Raw genomic sequence first — 16,710 nt, 5'->3', positions numbered from 1 at the left:
ATTTCAGCAGATCGCAAACAGAGGTTCTGCGGGTTGAGCGGTAACGCGGCTCGTGAATGAAACGAAAACCTCCTTCCTCTCGTTGCGTGCGTATTCCTCATGACTTCTGCTCTGTCTATTCGGCAGTTGACCAAGACCTACGGCAATGGCTTCCAGGCCCTCAAGGGCATCGATCTGGAAGTGGCTGAAGGCGACTTCTTTGCCTTGCTCGGCCCCAATGGCGCCGGCAAATCCACCACCATCGGTATCCTCTCCACGCTGGTGAACAAGAGCAGTGGCACGGTCAACGTGTTCGGCCACGACCTGGATCGCGATCCGGCGGCGCTCAAACGCAGCATCGGCGTGGTGCCCCAGGAGTTCAATTTCAACCAGTTCGAGAAGGTGTTCGACATTGTCGTCACCCAGGCCGGTTACTACGGCATCCCCAGCAAACTGGCCAAGGAACGCGCCGAGCGCTACCTGACCCAGCTGGGCCTGTGGGACAAGCGCAACTCGGCCTCGCGCGAACTGTCCGGGGGCATGAAGCGTCGTCTCATGATCGCCCGTGCGCTGGTCCATGAGCCGCGCTTGCTAATCCTCGACGAGCCCACCGCCGGTGTGGATATCGAGCTGCGTCGTTCGATGTGGAGCTTTCTCACCGACCTGAACCAGCAAGGCATCACCATCATCCTCACCACGCACTACCTGGAAGAGGCCGAGCAGCTGTGCCGCAACATCGGCATCATCGACCACGGCAGCATCGTCGAGAACACCAGCATGAAGGCGCTGCTCAAGACCCTGCATGTGGAGACCTTCCTGCTCGACCTCAAGGACACGCTGCAGGCGACGCCGGCGCTGGAGGGCTACCCGGCCAAGCTGGTCGATCATCACACGCTGGAGGTGCAGGTGGAGAAGAGCCTGGGCATCACCGGGCTGTTTCGTCAGTTGGATGCGCAGGGCATCGAGGTACTGAGCCTGCGTAGCAAGAGCAATCGCCTGGAGGAGCTGTTCGTCTCCCTGGTGGAAAAGAACCTGGCGAAGGTGGCGGTATGAGTACGTTCGAGCTGCGCCCCAATCTGGTTGCCCTGCAGACCATCGTCTACCGGGAAGTACGGCGCTTTACCCGCATCTGGCCGCAGACCCTGCTGCCCCCGGCGATTACCATGGTTCTGTACTTCGTCATCTTCGGTAACCTGATCGGTCGGCAGATTGGCGACATGGGCGGGTTCACCTACATGGAGTACATCGTCCCTGGCCTGATCATGATGTCGGTGATCACCAACTCCTACAGCAACGTGGTGTCGAGCTTCTTCGGCAGCAAGTTCCAGCGCTCCATCGAGGAACTGCTGGTGTCGCCGGTATCGCCGCACACCATCCTCATCGGTTATGTCACCGGCGGCGTGCTGCGCGGGCTGGCGGTGGGGCTGATCGTCACAGTGCTGTCGCTGTTCTTCACCCATCTGCAGGTGCATCACCTGGGGGTGACTGTGCTGGTGGTACTGCTGACGGCGACGATCTTTTCCCTGGGTGGTTTCGTCAACGCCGTGTTCGCGCGCAATTTCGACGATATTTCCATCGTACCGACCTTCGTGCTGACGCCGCTGACCTACCTGGGTGGCGTGTTCTACTCCATCAGCCTGTTGCCGCCGTTCTGGCAGACGGTGTCGCTGGCCAACCCGATTCTGCACATGGTCAACGCCTTCCGTTACGGGATTCTCGGGGTTTCCGATATCCGCATCGGCATTGCCGTGGTGTTCATGCTGGTGGCTACGGCGGTGCTCTATGCGCTGTGCATTCACCTGCTGGTCAGTGGCCGCGGGATGCGCCAGTAACGGCGAAATCGTCTGACATCTTTACCGGCTGGCGCCTGTGTACTGCCCGCCGGTAGACTCGGCGCCTGATCCGCGTGAGAGAGCGCCCGACGATGCTGCATGGACGTACCCGATTCCTCGCCATTGCCTTAGGTTTGCTGGCGCTGCCGGTGCTGGCAGAGCAATTGCCGACAATGGTGGAAGTGACGCAACCCCAGCGTGCGCCCGTACGCGATGAGTTGATCACGTTTGGTTCCTTGCGCTCCGATGAGTCGGTCATGATCCGTTCCGAGATCGAAGGACGGATCGCCACGCTGCATTTTCGCGAGGGCGAGGCCGTGAAGGGCGGCGCGCTGCTGGTCAGCCTGGACGCTTCGATTGCCCGTGCCGAGCTGGCGCAGGCCCAGGCCAATCTGGACCTTGCGGAAAAAAGCTACCAGCGTGCGCAAATGCTGTTCAAGCGCGGCGCAAGTAATGCTCAGGCGCAGGACGAGGCGCAATCGCAGCAGCAGGCGGCCCGCGCCAGTCTGTCTCTCTCCCAGGCCCGTTTGGACAAGACCCAGATTCGCGCCCCTTACGATGGTGTGCTCGGCTTGCGTCAGGTGAGCATCGGCGAATACCTCAGCGCCGGCCAGGATATCGTCAACCTCGAAGTGCTCGACCCGCTCAAGGTCGACTTCCGCATTCCACAGAAAGCCGTCAGCCAGGTCCGCATTGGCCAGAGCATCGAGCTGAGCCTGGATGCCTACCCCGGTGAGCGCTTCAAGGGCGACATCGCGGCACTCAACCCGCGTCTGGATGAAGTGGGTCGCAGCCAGGCGATTCGCGCCCAACTCGGCAACCCCGAGCTGCGCCTCAAGCCCGGCCAGTTCGTCAAGGTATCGGTGATTCTCGCCGAACGGCCCAATGCGCTGCTGATCCCGGAGGAAGCAGTGATGCCAATGGGGCAGTTGCTGTTCGCCAACCTGGTGGTGGATGGCAAGGTCGAGCGCCAGCAGATCCGCATCGGCCAGCGCCTGCGCGGCAAGGCCGAGGTGATCGAAGGCCTGCAGGGCGACGAGACGGTGATCACCGCCGGTTGGCAGAAGGTCTCGCCAGGTGATGAGGTGCGCACCCGGCCCCATGGTGGCGGTGCATGAAGCTTTCCGACGTCTGCATCAGCCGGCCGGTATTCGCCACCGTTCTTTCGCTGATCATCGTGCTGCTGGGTTTGATGGCCTATCAGCGTCTGGCCGTTCGCGAGTACCCGAACATCGACGTGCCCATTGTCACGGTCAACGTCATCTACCCCGGCGCCAGCCCGGAAATCATGGAATCGCAGGTGGCCCAACCGGTCGAGGATGTGCTGTCGGGCATCGAGGGCCTGGACTTCGTCACCTCGATCAGCCGCTCGGAAAACACCCAGATCACCGCGCAGTTCCGCCTGGGCACCAATTCCGACGAAGCCGCCAACGACGTGCGTGATCGTCTCGGCAGGGTGCGCAGCATACTGCCGGAGGAAATCGACGAGCCGATGGTGCAGAAGGTCGAGGCCGATGCGCAGCCGGTGGTCTGGCTGGCGTTCTACAGCGAACGCTATTCGCCGATGGAAATCACCGATGTGCTCGAGCGTGTGGTGCGAGACCGCCTGCAGACCATTCCAGGCGTATCGGAGGTGCAGATTCGCGGTGCCCGCACCTATGCCATGCGCATCTGGCTCGATCCGGAGAAACTCGCCGCCCACGACCTCACCGTGCAGGATGTGGAAGACGCCCTGCGCCGGCAGAACGTGGAGATCCCGGCGGGGCGCATCGAATCGGTGCAGCGCGAGTTCTCCGTGCTGTCGGAGACCGATCTGCGCACCCCCGAGCAGTTCAATGAGCTGATTCTCGATGACTCGCGTGGCTACCTGCTGCGCCTCAACGACGTCGGGCATGCCGAGATCGGCGCCGCCGACGAGCGTACCGTAGTGCGTTTCAACGGCCACTCGGCGGTAGCCCTGGGCCTGGTCAAACAGGCGACAGCCAACCCGCTGGATATCTCCGATGGCCTGAATGCGGCGATGCCGGACATCCGTGGCCTGCTGCCGGAAGGCATGCAGATGTCGGTGGCCAACGACAACTCACTGTTCATCCGCGAGTCGATCAAGAACGTCTACGCCACCATCTGGGAAGCGGTGGTGCTGGTGGTCCTGATCATCTTCTTCTTCCTGCGTTCGCTGCGTGCCACCCTGATTCCGCTGGTGACCATCCCGGTGTCGCTGATCGGTGCCTTTGCCCTGATGGCGCTGATGGGGTTTACCGTCAACACTCTGACGTTATTGGCCATGGTATTGGCCATCGGGCTGGTGGTGGACGATGCCATCGTGGTGCTGGAGAACATCCATCGGCATATCGAGGAGGGCATGTCGCCGATGAAGGCGGCCTACACCGGCAGCCGCGAAATTGCCTTCGCGGTGATCGCGATGACCCTGACCCTGGCCGCCGTCTACGCGCCCATCGGCTTCATGCAGGGGACCTCGGGCAAGCTGTTCACCGAGTTCGCCTGGACGCTCGCCGGCGCCGTATTGGTCTCCGGCTTCGTGGCCCTGACCCTGTCGCCGATGATGTGCGGGCACCTGCTCAAGGCGCATCAGCCGCAGCAGAAACATGGCCGGGCGTACAACCTGATCGAAGGGTTTCTCAACGGCATGACCTACCGCTACCGGCATATGCTGGAGCGGGTACTGCGTGCCTGGTGGATGGTGCTGGCGTTGTTGGTCGGCATCCTCCTGCTGTGTGCCTGGCTGTTCGGCAGCCTGCGCAGCGAGATGGCGCCAACCGAGGACACCGGCACCATCGTCACCTCCATCAGCGGCCCGGATGGCGCCACGGTGGGCTACACCAGCCGCTATGCCCGCGAGCTGGAGGCGGCGTACCAGACCATCCCGGAAACCAACCGCTACATGGTCATCGTCGGTTTCCCCACGGTGGCCCAGGGCCTGTCGTTCATGAAACTGGAGGACTGGGACAAGCGCTCGCGCAGCCAGTTCGAGATCCGTGACGAGCTGCTGCCCAAGCTGCAGGACATCGCCGGGGTACGGGCCTTCCCCAACAACCGGCCGCCACTGGGGCAGAGTGCGCGCAACCAGCCGGTGAGCTTTGTGGTGCGCTCCTCGCTGGAGTACGCCGAGCTGCAGACCTATGTCGACCAGTTGCTGGAGGCGGTGCGCAGCTATCCCGGGCTGGAGAGTGTGGACACCGACCTCAAGCTCAACAGCCCGCAGCTCAAGGTCAGCATCAATCGCGAGCAGGCTGTGGCGGTGGGCACCGATGTGGCGACCATCGGGCGCAGCATGGAAAGCCTGTTCGGCAGCCGCCAGGTCACCCGCTTCAAGCAGAACGGCGAGCAGTACGACGTGCGTGTGCAACTGGCCGATGTCGACCGCAGCAATCCGGATGACCTCAACCGTGTCTATGTGCGCGGGCGCAGTGGCAACATGGTGCAGTTGTCCAACCTGATCGACGTGCAGGAGGGCGTGGCGCCGCGGGAGCTCAACCATTTCAACCAGCTGCGTGCGGTGACCATCAGCGCCAACGTCGGCAGTGGCTACACCCTGGGTGAGGCGCTCGACCACCTGGAACGTGTCGCCGAAGGCATCTTCCCGCCGGAGACCCAGTTCGATTACACCGGCATCTCGCGCGACTTCAAGGATTCCAGCGGCAGTGTGGCGCTGATCTTCGTACTGGCGCTGGTGTTCATCTTCCTGGTGCTGGCGGCGCAGTTCGAAAGCTTCTTCGATCCCCTGATCATTCTGCTCAGCGTGCCGCTGTCGATGGCCGGTGCCTTGCTCGCGCTCAAGCTGTTCGGCGGGACGCTGAACATCTATTCGCAGGTAGGGCTGGTGACGCTGATCGGCCTGATCACCAAGCACGGCATCCTCATCGTCGAGTTCGCCAACCAGTTGCTGCGCGATGGCAAGGCGCTGCACGAAGCGGTGATGGAGGCTTCGGTGCAGCGCTTGCGGCCGATCCTGATGACCACCGGGGCGATGGTGCTGGGCTCGCTGCCATTGGCCATTGCCACCGGCGCCGGTGCGGAAAGCCGCCAGCAGATTGGTATGGTCATCGTCGGTGGCCTGGTGGTCGGTACTTTCTTTACTCTGTTCGTGGTGCCGACGCTGTACAGCCTGTTGCGACGTTGGCGGCCGATCCGGATGAACGAGGCTGCCCCTGCGTTGTAGGCGTGCGCCTGGTTCTACAGGCGCGCGGGCAACTCGATGATAAAACGCGTCCAGCCATCCGCCGATTCACAGCGAATCGTGCCGCCATGGGCCTGGACGATGGAGCGGGTGATGGCCAGACCCAGGCCGGCGTGTTCTGCACCACCTTCGCGGCGCGCCGGGTCGACCCGGTAGAAACGGTCGAACAACCGCTCGCGTATCTCTGGCGCAATCGCCGGGCCCTGGTTGGCCACATCGATGCGTAACTGTGCCCCTTGCATGCTCACGGCCAGACGTATTTCGCTGCCGCGCGAGGTGAAGCGCAGGGCGTTGTCGATCAGGTTGCTCAGGGCACGGCGCAGCAAGGCGCGGTCGGCGTCGAGCGTGGCAACGCCATCGACCGCCAGCCGTACGCCGGCATCCTCGGCCAGGGGCGCGAAATACTCGGCGAGGAGGTGCAGTTCTTCACCCACCTGCAGTGGCTCGCGCCGCGTCGGGAGCAGGCCGTTGTCGGCCTTGGCCAGCAGGAGCATGTCGTTGACCATTTGTGCCAGGTGTTGCAGTTCTTCCAGGTTCGAGTGCAGCGCCTCGCGGTAGTCGGCCTGCTCACGTGGCTGGCTGAGGATTACCTGGGTTTGGGTCAGCAGGTTGGATAGCGGTGTGCGCAGTTCGTGGGCGATGTCGGCGGAGAAGGCGGAGAGGCGGGCGAAGGCTTCTTCCAATCGCGCGAGCATGGCATTGAACGCGTCGATCAGCTCGGCCAGTTCACGTGGCGCGTGGCCTAGTTGCAGACGGTTGGTCAGCGAACTGGCGGAAATCGCCTGGGCGGCGACGGTCATGCGTTGCAGCGGGGCCAGGCCGCGCCGTGCTACCCAGGCACCGAGCAGCGCAGTGGCCAGGGCGGACAGGCCGACGGTGAGCCAGATCAGCCGCTGCATCTGTTCGAGAAAGTGCTGGTGATGGGTGATGTCGAGCAACAGGTCCAGGCGCGTGCCGCTGGCCAGAGTGACACTGCTCGTGCGGTAGTCGTTATCGCCACTGCGCCAGTGCTCGGCATGCGGGTCACTGCTTGGCGAGCCTTGCTGCAGGCTGCTGAACCACACCTGGCCGTCGCCGCCCAAGACGCGCAGGGCCAGTTCCGGACGGCGGCGCAACTCCTGTTCCAGTTGTGGCCGCTGTGCTTTCAGTTCGGCGCGGCTGTGCACCGTGCGCAGCAGGTCGCTGAAGACCGGCAGGTTGCCCTGCAGCAGTTGCCGGTCCAACTCGATGAAGTGTGCTTCGCTGGCGCGGTTGAACAGCACGCCGGCGATCAGCGCGACGCTGGCGGCACAGGCGGCGAACAGCAGGCCGAGGCGGCTGGCGAGGGACAGGCGGCGCATCAGTCGCGGACCTCCAGCACGTAACCCATGCCGCGGACGGTGTGGATCAGGGGCTGGGCAAATCCCTCGTCAACCTTGGCGCGCAGGCGGCGGATGGCGACCTCGATGACATTGGTGTCGCTGTCGAAATTCATGTCCCACACCTGCGAGGCGATCAGCGACTTGGGCAGCACTTCGCCCTGGCGACGCAGCAGCAATTCGAGCAGGGCGAATTCCTTGGCGCTCAGTTCGACACGCCGACCGGCGCGCTCGACGCGGCGGCGCAGCAGGTCGAGGGACAGGTCGGCCAGTTGCAGCTGGGTTTCCTGCGGTCCGCTGGCGCCACGGCGTAGCAGGCTGCGTACGCGGGCGAGCAGTTCAGTGAAGGCAAAGGGTTTGACCAGGTAATCGTCGGCACCGGCCTCCAGGCCGCGCACGCGGTCGTCCACTGCGTCGCGCGCAGTGAGGAACAGCACCGGTACGCCGTTACCCGCGTCGCGCACACTGCGCAGGATCTGCCAGCCGTCACGCCCAGGCAGCATCACATCGAGAATCAGCAGGTCGTAGTCGCCGCTCAGGGCCAGGTGTTCGCCACTGCTGCCGTCGATGGCCAGTTCGGTGACGAAGCCGGCTTCGCTGAGGCCCTGGCGCAGGTACTGGCCGGTCTTGGGTTCATCTTCGACGATCAGCAGTTTCATCAGCGATGGGCCATCAGAAGGGCGATTCATGGTGTGCCGGTTGGCGCGGGTAGGGCATAGGTTATACCGCCGTGGGCCATCTGCCGCCTACCTGACAACTTTGTAATCTGCCGGTCAGCCTGGCGCCAGCCATCGCTGCCTAAGGTGAGCGCCTCGACAACTGACTGGAGTTCCCCATGTCGCTGCGCCTGTTGCCCTTGTTCGCTGCGTTGCTTGCCACCCCTGTCCTGGCCGATCCGGCCGCCAGCTTCGGTCATCCGGCCAAGGCCGATGCCGCTGCGCGCACGGTGCAGATCACCCTGGGCGAGATGTTCTACGAGCCTGCGGAACTGCAGGTGAAAGCCGGTGAGACCGTGCGCTTCGTGCTGCACAATCAGGGCAGCCTGTTGCATGAGTTCAGCCTGGACAGCGCTGCGCAGCATATCGAGCACCAGAAGCGCATGCAGATGATGCAGGACATGGGCATGTTGACCCCGACCGGGCTCAACCACGACATGAGCCAGATGGATCACTCCAAGATGGGCCGTGACATGGCCGGCATGGACCACGCAGCGATGATGAAGCACGACGATGCCAATAGCGTGCTGATCGAGCCTGGCCAGCGCGCGGAGCTGGTCTGGACCTTTGCCGAAGCCACGACCCTGGAGTTCGCCTGCAACATTCCAGGTCACTACCAGGCTGGCATGGTCGGTACGCTCAAGGTCCAGCCATGAGTCGTCGACTCCTGGCCGGCTTGGCCCTGTTTGCACTGCTGGATGCACAGGCTGGCACCTATGACCTGGAGATCGCCGAAGGCACGCTGGAACTTAGCGATGGCAAGCGGGCGGCGCTGACCATCAACGGCCAGACGCCGGCGCCCGAGTTGCGTTTCCAGGAAGGCGAGGAGGTGGTGCTGAACGTGCACAATCGCATGGACCGGACCACCTCGCTGCACTGGCACGGCATCATCCTGCCGTACACCCAGGATGGCGTGCCGGGCATCAGCTTTCCCGGCATCGCACCAGGGGAAACCTTTACCTACCGTTTTCGCATCGAGCAGTCCGGCACCTACTGGTATCACGCCCACAGTGACTTCCAGGAACAGGAAGGCCTGTACGGGCCGCTGATCATCGAGCCCAAGGGCCGTGAGCCATATCGCTATGACCGCGAGTACACGCTGCTGCTGTTCGACTGGCAGGACGAGAAGCCCGAACGCACCCTGAGCAACCTGAAGAAGCAGGCCGACTACTACAACGACCAGCAGCAGACTGTCGGCGATTTCTGGCGTGATGCCCGCCGCGACGGCTTCATGGCCACGCTGCGCGACCGTCTGGCCTGGGGCGACATGCGCATGATGCCGACTGATATCGCCGACGTCAGTGGCTTCCGTTTCCTGGTCAACGGCAAGGACAATGCGCAGAACTGGACCGGCCTGTTCAAGCCGGGTGAGCGGGTGCGTCTGCGTTTGATCAATGGCTCGGGCATGAGCTACTTCGATGTGCGCATCCCCGGGCTGTCGATGACCGTGGTGCAGGCCGATGGTAACGATGTGCTGCCGGTGACGGTGGACCAGTTGCGCATCGCCGTGGCTGAGACCTACGACGTTATCGTGCAGCCCAGGGATGACCAGGCCTACACGGTCTTCGCCGAGTCCATGGACCGTCGCGGTTATGCTCGCGCCACCCTGGCGCCGCGTGCTGGCATGCAGGGCGAGGTGCCCGAGCTGCGTGCGCCGCGCCTGCTGAGCATGGCGGATATGGGCCAGGCCCATGCGGGGATGGATCACGGCAGCATGGCGGCAGGCGAGATGGATCACGCGGCGATGGGGCATGCCATGCCGGGCCACAGCATGCCGGCCACGGCAGACAACCCGGACTATGCCGCCGGCAGTGGCATCGCGCCGGAGCCGGTCGATGGTGGGCGGGTCCTGGTCTATGGCGATCTCAAGGCGCTGCGGCCCTTTGCCGGTTATCGCGCGCCGGATCGCACCATCGAACTGAAGCTGACCGGCAACATGGAACGCTATTTCTGGTCATTCGATGGCCAGAAATACTCCGAAGCAGAGCCCATTCGCCTCAAGCACGGCGAGCGCGTGCGCATTCGCTTCGTCAACCAGACCATGATGAACCACCCCATGCACCTGCACGGCATGTGGATGCAACTGGACAAGGGCAATGGCCGGCTCAACCCGCTCAAGCACGTGGTCAACGTCGCGCCGGGGCAAACCCTGGATGTCGATGTGCCGGCCGATGCGGTGGGTGAGTGGGCTTTCCACTGCCATCTGATCTATCACATGGCCAACGGCATGTTCCGCAAGGTTGTCGTCGAGGCGGCCGATGGTCGCGAACAGCCGTTCTATAGCGAACGCGCGGCCATGGAGGGGAAAACCCATGCGCATTGAATGGATGCTGGCCGGTGTACTGGCGAGCCCGGCGGCGCTGGCCATGGGCCCGGAGATGGATGCCATGCCGGTGGCCTCGCTGCGCGTCGACCAATTGGAGCAGCGCTTCGATGGCGGTGAACAGCACCTGGCCTGGGAGGCCGAGGGCTGGTACGGCAATGACCTGCACCGCCTGGTGCTGCAGAGCCGAGGCGAGCGGGCCGAGAATGGTCGTGAGCGATCCAGCGAGACGCAGCTGTTGTACCGGCGCATGGCTAGCGAGTTCTTCGACTGGCAGGTTGGCCTGCGCCATGACGACCAGACCGAGCCCGGCCACAAGGGTCCCAAGCGCAGTTATGCGGTGCTCGGCTTCACCGGTCTGGCGCCGCAGTGGATCGAACTGGACGCCAAGCTGTTTGTCAGTGAGCGCGGTGATCCATCGTTGCGTATCGAAAGCGAGTACGAGCTACGCCTGAGCCAGCGCTGGGTGCTGGAGCCCAAGTTGGAGTATCAGCTGGCGTTGGCCGATGACCGCGACCTGGGTGTCGGTGCCGGTGGTAGCGAGCTGGAGGCAGGGTTACGCCTGCATTACCGCGTCAATCCGCAGTTCTCGCCCTATGTCGGCTATCAGTGGGCGAAAACCTACGGACGAAGTGGTGATCTGGCACGTGCTGCCGGTGAAGACGACGAGGGGGGGGCGTGGGTAGTAGGGCTGCGTTTCTGGCTCTAATGCTCTGGTGCGACGCTATAATGCCGGCCGTTTCGCTTTCTTCAGGCCGTTGTCATGCAGCATCCCGCCGATCATTCGCCGCTGGGCAAGTCCAGTGAGTACGTTTCCGTCTACAGCCCTGATCTGCTGTTCCCGATCCCGCGCGCCAACAAGTGGGCAGAGTTGGGGCTGGAGGCCGGTAGCCTGCCGTACCACGGTGTGGATGTATGGAATTGCTATGAGTTGTCCTGGCTGACCCCGTCGGGCAAGCCGGTAGTGGCCATCGGTGAGTTCGTCATTCCGGCGGATTCACCGAACATCATCGAATCCAAGTCGTTCAAGCTTTACCTCAACTCGTTGAATCAGTCGCCGTTTGCTGATGCTCAGGCGCTGAGCGAGGTGCTGGTGCGCGATCTGTCCGTCGTAGCCGGCGCGCCAGTTGGCGTGCGGGTTCGCCGGCTGGACGAGGTGGCGACCGAGGGCGTACAGATACTGCCCGGCATCTGCATCGATGAGCTGGATGTCGCTGTCAGCGATTATTCGCATCCACGGCCCGAGCTGTTGCGCTGCAACACGGCGCGGATTGTCGAAGAAACGCTGTACAGCCACCTGCTCAAGTCCAACTGCCCGGTCACCGGCCAGCCGGATTGGGGCACGCTGGTGGTCGACTACCGGGGGGCCGCGCTGGAACCGGCGAGCCTACTGAGCTACGTGGCGAGCTTCCGCCAGCACCAGGATTTCCACGAGCAGTGCGTGGAGCGCATCTTCCTCGATCTGCAGCGTCTGCTGCAGCCAGAAAAACTGACGGTATACGCGCGCTATGTGCGCAGGGGTGGGCTGGATATCAATCCGTATCGCAGTCTGCAGCAAGCGGCGGTCGACAATCGTCGCCTGGTACGCCAATAGGCGCCGATGCAAAACGCAAAACCCCGGCCTGATGCCGGGGTTTTGCATGTAGGGCTATCGGACTCAGATGCCCATGTTGGCCAGGCTCTGCAGGATATTGCGCAGGGTGCCACTGAGGGTCGGATGCTGGCTTTCGAAGCGCTCCACCGCAAGGTTGACGCCGTCGACCAGGGTAGCGTCCGGCGAAGCAGCGAGTTCCTTGGCCAGTTTCAGGTCGATTTCCTGCATCAGTTCGAGCAGGGCGACGTGATCTTCCGCGTCCAGGGGTGTGTCTTCGGCGAGTTGCTCACGCAATTGACGAAGGTTTAGCTGCAGGCGTTCGGGCATGGTGTGTTCTCCTTCAAGACAGCAGAGTGGACCTTGGCCCGTTGGCAAAGGTTCGTCCTTCTGTGTTCAGGTTAATCCAGCCAAGTCACGCTCGCCCGATCCGGATCAATATTCCGGCGGATATATCTTTCAGGGTTTTTCACCTTTGAGCCGCCTATGTGCCAGGTCGCGCAGGCAGGACGGCAACTCGCCAGGATGGTCGACTACCGAGTGCGTGCCGAGCCGGTAGAGCTGCAGCGTGGCCTGGGCGCGCAGGTGCTCTCGCTCCTGTTCGGGCAGAGCCTGCCAGTCGGCCAGCGCCAGGCCGCACAGTGGGCCGCAAGTCGCCAGGCCGATGCACCACAGGCCGGCATTCAACCCGGCCTGAAGCAGATCGGGGTCGCTGGCGATCAGTACGCAACCCTCTAGCGTCTGCACTTGCAGGACGCTGAGGGCCTGCCAGATGGCATCCGGCGCAGGCCAGGGGCGCAGGTTTTCCCGGGGCGCCGCAGCTATCCAGGTGGGGAGTGGGCTGGCCAGGTGGGCGCTGACCGTCGCTGGGAGTTGGTCGAGCCAGGCGCAGGGTAACTGCTGGTGATTCAGTTGCTCCAGCAGTTCATCCATGCCGGGAACGGTCTCTGCGCGCTCTTGCGCACTGGCCTGCAGAATGGGCAGGAAACCGTCTTCCGTATCGGCCAGGCCGCTCAGTTCGCGGGCAATCGGCAGGGTCCGTGCGCCAAAGTCGACCAGGCAGCCGGAAAGCCCGAAAAGCAGGGCGGTGAAGGCAGGTGCGGGGGAGGAATCTGGCATGCTGATGGTCCCGATGTAGTCGGGCCAGGCTAACCGTCGAAGATGACGGTGAAATGACCAGCTAGCCTGTCATCAGCACGCGCAGGTGTTCGGGGATTGCCACGGATGTCCCGCTGGGATGATCGACCCAGACCAGTTTGCAGTATCCTTCGCCGTAGCTGGTGTGTGGATCGTCCAGGGTGCTCAGGCGATGCTCGATCACCAAACTGCTGCGTCCGAGGGTGCCGGCGAACAGTTCGAGCACTGCAGTAGCCGGGTATGCCACCGGCTTCAGGTAGGTATGCAGGGTTTGCAGCACCACAGGGCCCTGCTTGGCGTAGTCGATATCGACGCCGACTATGCTGAACCAGTCGATCCGCGCTTCCTGGGCATATTCCAGGTAGACGCTATTGTTGACATGGCCATAGTTGTCCATGTCTCCCCAGCGCACGGGGATGTGTGCGGTATGGAGCAGGCGTTTTTCCGACATTCTGTTCTCCACCGTTCATGATGCTGCTGCCATGAGCAGCGGCGATGTTTATACTGCGCGACCTGATAGCCGGCTTGCGGGCCGCGCCACACTACTGATGCCAAGGAGAGACTGCAATGCGCATGAACGGTGCAAGCTGGATCGATCGTTTGGGTCGCCTATGCGCCTGTGCCACGCTGATCGTGCTGCCAGCGATGGCTAGTGCCTCGGAGGAGGACCCATGGGAGTCCTTCAACCGTCCGGTATTCCGTTTCAACGATGTGCTGGATACCTATGCCCTGAAACCTTTGGCCCAGGGCTATCAGAAGGTGACGCCGCAGTTCGTAGAGGATGGTGTGCACAACGTCTTCGCCAATATCGGCGACGTCGGCAACCTGGCCAACAACCTGCTGCAGGGCAAACTGCACAACGCCGGAGTGGACAGTGGCCGACTGATCTTCAACACCACCTTTGGTCTCTTGGGGTTCATCGACGTAGCCAGCCGCATGGGCTTGCAGCGTAATGACGAGGATTTTGGCCAGACGCTGGGTGTGTGGGGTGTAAACAGCGGCCCTTACCTGGTGTTGCCGTTGCTCGGGCCAAGTACCGTGCGTGATGCCACTGCGAAGGTTCCAGACAGTTTCCTCGGCCCTTATCCATACATTGACCATGTACCGACCCGTAACGTTACTCGTGGGGTCAATGTGATCGATGCGCGTGCCCGCCTGCTGTCGGCCGAGCGGATGATCAGCGGCGACAAGTACATCTTCATTCGTAACGTTTACCTGCAGAGTCGAGAGTTTCGCATCCGCGATGGCGAGGTCGTTGACGATTTCTAAGCACTATCGGACATGAAAAAGGCGGCCATTGGCCGCCTTTTTCATGTCTGGATATTCAGGTCATCGACAGGATGGACAGCCCGATAGACTGCCGGCCATCGTCCAGTTGGCTCAGGCGAACCACTTCGGTTTCCGCCTCCAGACCCTTGAGCTCGTTGTGTTCCGAGGCGATATGCACCTTCACCTTGTCACCCATGCTCAGCGAGGTTTTGGCCTCCACATGCATGCCGGTACTCGACAGGTCCAGGCACAGCGCCGGTATGACCTGGCCGGCGTGGTGCAGGGTGACAGGGGCTTCCAGCCGCATGCGGATGAAGTCGCGTTTTTCGCTGTAGGCACGATCGCTCTGACTCATGGGTCCGCTCCTCTTGTTTTAAGGAATTCCAGAGGTGGTTATAACTCTCGTCGATTTGGGGTGTAAAGGCACCTGATCACAATCCGCGCGCGCTTGAATCACCCGCCGGATGGGAGTACCGTCTGCGCCTTGAAATGACTGTGTACAGGTGTCCTGGGGACTTTGTCCCGACACCAATCGTCAACTTCTGTTTCCGGCGTCGTTTGCCTGGATAGCCCATGCACAATCCCAGCGCCAAGCTGCTGATTATTGATGATGACGAGGTCGTGCGAGCCAGTATCGCCGCCTACCTCGAAGACAGCGGTTTCAGTGTCCTGCAGGCAACCAATGGCCTGCAGGGGCTGGAAGTGTTCGAGCGGGACCGGCCTGACCTGGTTATCTGCGACTTGCGTATGCCGCAAGTCGACGGCCTTGAGCTGATTCGTCGCATCAATGTCTTCAATACCGACGTTCCGGTGATCGTGGTCTCCGGAGCCGGCGTCATGAGTGATGCTGTCGAGGCCTTGCGCCTCGGCGCGGCCGATTACCTGATCAAACCGCTGGAAGACCTTGCCGTTCTTGAGCATTCGATACGTCGTGCACTCGATCGCGCCTTTCTGCGTCTGGAAAACCAGCGTTACCGCGATGAGCTGGAAACGGCCAACCGTGAGCTACAGGCCAGCCTGCACCTGCTGCAGGAAGACCAGAACGCCGGTCGCCAGGTGCAGATGAACATGTTGCCGGCGACGCCGTGGACGGTCGATGGCCTGGAGTTCGCTCACCAGATCATCCCGTCGCTGTATCTCTCCGGGGATTTCGTCGATTACTTCCGGGTCGATGAGCGTCGCGTGGCGTTCTACCTGGCGGATGTGTCCGGGCACGGTGCATCGTCGGCATTCGTCACCGTACTGCTCAAGTTCATGACCACTCGTCTGTTGTACGAGTCACGTCGCAACGGCACGTTGCCCGAATTCAAGCCTTCCGATGTCCTCGGTCATATCAACCGCGGGCTGATCAACTGCAAGCTGGGCAAGCATGTGACCATGCTCGGCGGCGTGATCGACGAGGAAACCGGCACGCTGACTTACAGCATTGGTGGTCACCTGCCATTGCCGGTTCTATTCAGCGAGGGCGAGGCCCGCTACCTGGATGGCCGCGGCCTGCCGGTGGGGCTGTTCACCGAAGCGACCTATACGGATCTGCAGTTGGCCTTGCCTGCATCCTTCAGCCTGACCTTGCTCTCGGACGGTATTCTGGACCTTTTGCCGGGGGACACACTCAAAGAAAAAGAGGTCGCGCTGCCAGAACTGGTCAGCTCGGCCGGCGGCACGCTCGATGGCCTGCGCAAGGTCCTTGGGCTGGCCAATCTGGGCGAGATGCCGGATGATATCGCCTTGCTGGTGTTGAGCAGGAACCTTGCATGAATCCTGGGAATAGCCCCGGTAGAATTCAGTTCGCCGAACAGGACGGTACCTTCGTCCTCAAGTTTGTGGGTGAAATTCGCCTGACCCTGTGTTCGGCACTGGATTCCACGATTGAAAGAATCTTCACGGCGCTGAACTTCTCGGCGATCGTGATCGATCTGACCGAAACCCGTAGCATCGATAGCACCACGCTGGGTCTGCTGGCCAAGCTGTCGATCCTGTCGCGGCAGAAAGTCGGCCTGTTGCCTACCGTGGTCACGACCCACGAAGACATCACGCGGCTGCTGCAATCGATGGGTTTCGACCAAGTGTTCAATATCGTCGATCAGCCTGTCCCGTGTCCTGATTGCCTGGACGACCTGCCGTCGCAGGACCAGTCGGAAGAGGTAGTTCGCAGCCACGTGCTGGAAGCGCACCGTATCCTCATGGGGCTCAACGCGTCGAACCGCGAAGCCTTCCACGATCTGGTGAGTGCGCTGGAACGCAGTTGATTGCGCCTATGAAGTGAAAAGGGCGATAACCGTACGGTTATCGCCCTTTTTTATCCCT

17 protein-coding genes are annotated in these 16,710 nt (G+C 62.2%); 11 read left to right on the top strand and 6 right to left on the bottom strand.

The genetic code is table 11. The annotated features are described in order from the left end of the window. Positions 1-99: 99 nt before the first annotated feature. From ACWPW0_RS13360 to ACWPW0_RS13345, 4 genes are all read left to right on the top strand, one after another. Positions 100-1,032: an ABC transporter ATP-binding protein gene (locus ACWPW0_RS13360; protein WP_454255550.1), complete on the top strand. Its 933-nt coding sequence runs from the start codon at positions 100-102 to the stop codon at positions 1,030-1,032. After that, entirely contained in the window at positions 1,029-1,811 is a 783-nt protein-coding gene (locus ACWPW0_RS13355) for an ABC transporter permease (RefSeq protein ID WP_447592216.1), read from the top strand. Before ACWPW0_RS13360 ends, ACWPW0_RS13355 begins: the two co-directional genes overlap by 4 nt. A gap of 92 nt (positions 1,812-1,903) precedes the next feature. Continuing rightward, positions 1,904-2,929: an efflux RND transporter periplasmic adaptor subunit gene (locus tag ACWPW0_RS13350; protein ID WP_454255549.1), complete on the top strand. Its 1,026-nt coding sequence runs from the start codon at positions 1,904-1,906 to the stop codon at positions 2,927-2,929. Continuing rightward, complete coding sequence (locus ACWPW0_RS13345) at positions 2,926-5,991, top strand: efflux RND transporter permease subunit (RefSeq protein WP_447592212.1); 3,066 nt, start codon at positions 2,926-2,928, stop codon at positions 5,989-5,991. Before ACWPW0_RS13350 ends, ACWPW0_RS13345 begins: the two co-directional genes overlap by 4 nt. 14 nt (positions 5,992-6,005) lie before the next feature. Here the strand turns inward: ACWPW0_RS13345 and ACWPW0_RS13340 are convergent, their stop codons facing one another. Then, a complete protein-coding gene (locus ACWPW0_RS13340) occupies positions 6,006-7,349 on the bottom strand; it encodes a heavy metal sensor histidine kinase (RefSeq protein ID WP_454255548.1) in 1,344 nt (447 codons plus the stop codon). Beyond that, positions 7,349-8,026, bottom strand: a complete 678-nt coding sequence (locus tag ACWPW0_RS13335) for a heavy metal response regulator transcription factor (protein ID WP_447595671.1) — start codon at positions 8,024-8,026, stop codon at positions 7,349-7,351. The genes ACWPW0_RS13340 and ACWPW0_RS13335 overlap by 1 nt, the downstream gene beginning before the upstream one ends. Positions 8,027-8,202: 176 nt before the next feature. Between ACWPW0_RS13335 and ACWPW0_RS13330 the strand changes: the two genes are divergently transcribed. The 4 genes from ACWPW0_RS13330 to queF are packed head-to-tail and all read left to right on the top strand — an operon-like array spanning position 8,203 to position 12,000. Continuing rightward, positions 8,203-8,739 carry a cupredoxin domain-containing protein gene (locus ACWPW0_RS13330; RefSeq protein WP_454255547.1) on the top strand — a complete coding sequence of 179 codons (537 nt, stop codon included), beginning with the start codon at positions 8,203-8,205 and terminating at the stop codon, positions 8,737-8,739. After that, positions 8,736-10,406 carry a copper resistance system multicopper oxidase gene (locus tag ACWPW0_RS13325; RefSeq protein ID WP_454255546.1) on the top strand — a complete coding sequence of 557 codons (1,671 nt, stop codon included), beginning with the start codon at positions 8,736-8,738 and terminating at the stop codon, positions 10,404-10,406. Before ACWPW0_RS13330 ends, ACWPW0_RS13325 begins: the two co-directional genes overlap by 4 nt. Next, positions 10,396-11,115: a copper resistance protein B gene (locus tag ACWPW0_RS13320; RefSeq protein ID WP_454255545.1), complete on the top strand. Its 720-nt coding sequence runs from the start codon at positions 10,396-10,398 to the stop codon at positions 11,113-11,115. The genes ACWPW0_RS13325 and ACWPW0_RS13320 overlap by 11 nt, the downstream gene beginning before the upstream one ends. A gap of 54 nt (positions 11,116-11,169) precedes the next feature. Beyond that, a complete protein-coding gene (gene queF, locus ACWPW0_RS13315; RefSeq protein ID WP_454255544.1) occupies positions 11,170-12,000 on the top strand; it encodes an NADPH-dependent 7-cyano-7-deazaguanine reductase QueF in 831 nt (276 codons plus the stop codon). Positions 12,001-12,063: 63 nt separating this feature from the next. Here queF and ACWPW0_RS13310 read toward each other — a convergent pair whose 3' ends face one another. The 3 genes from ACWPW0_RS13310 to ACWPW0_RS13300 form a co-directional block, all read right to left on the bottom strand. After that, positions 12,064-12,327, bottom strand: a complete 264-nt coding sequence (locus tag ACWPW0_RS13310; RefSeq protein WP_447592203.1) for a DUF4404 family protein — start codon at positions 12,325-12,327, stop codon at positions 12,064-12,066. A 129-nt stretch (positions 12,328-12,456) separates the two neighbouring features. Beyond that, the gene (locus tag ACWPW0_RS13305; protein ID WP_454256739.1) at positions 12,457-13,122 is read right to left on the bottom strand and encodes an HAD family phosphatase; all 666 of its coding nucleotides are present in this window, start codon (positions 13,120-13,122) and stop codon (positions 12,457-12,459) included. 55 nt (positions 13,123-13,177) lie between these two features. Beyond that, entirely contained in the window at positions 13,178-13,585 is a 408-nt protein-coding gene (locus ACWPW0_RS13300; RefSeq protein ID WP_454255543.1) for an acyl-CoA thioesterase, read from the bottom strand. A gap of 116 nt (positions 13,586-13,701) precedes the next feature. Between ACWPW0_RS13300 and ACWPW0_RS13295 the strand changes: the two genes are divergently transcribed. Next, positions 13,702-14,403, top strand: a complete 702-nt coding sequence (locus tag ACWPW0_RS13295) for an MlaA family lipoprotein (RefSeq protein WP_447592199.1) — start codon at positions 13,702-13,704, stop codon at positions 14,401-14,403. A gap of 55 nt (positions 14,404-14,458) precedes the next feature. On the opposite strand, the gene ACWPW0_RS13290 is transcribed toward ACWPW0_RS13295, so the two are convergent. Further along, entirely contained in the window at positions 14,459-14,758 is a 300-nt protein-coding gene (locus tag ACWPW0_RS13290) for a PilZ domain-containing protein (protein WP_447592197.1), read from the bottom strand. Positions 14,759-14,976: 218 nt separating this feature from the next. On the opposite strand from ACWPW0_RS13290, the gene rssB reads away from it, so the two are divergent. Together rssB and rssC are read left to right on the top strand one after the other, a co-directional pair. Then, positions 14,977-16,161 (top strand): two-component system response regulator RssB, encoded by a 1,185-nt coding sequence (gene rssB, locus ACWPW0_RS13285; protein WP_447592196.1) that lies wholly within the window; start codon positions 14,977-14,979, stop codon positions 16,159-16,161. Next, the gene (rssC, locus tag ACWPW0_RS13280; RefSeq protein WP_447592194.1) at positions 16,158-16,652 is read left to right on the top strand and encodes an anti-sigma factor antagonist RssC; all 495 of its coding nucleotides are present in this window, start codon (positions 16,158-16,160) and stop codon (positions 16,650-16,652) included. The genes rssB and rssC overlap by 4 nt, the downstream gene beginning before the upstream one ends. Positions 16,653-16,710: the final 58 nt, after the last annotated feature.

The organism is Pseudomonas sp. Marseille-Q8238 (assembly GCF_965111915.1).
Note: the sequence above shows the minus strand (reverse complement) of the source record. Positions and strands in the feature narration are given on the sequence as shown.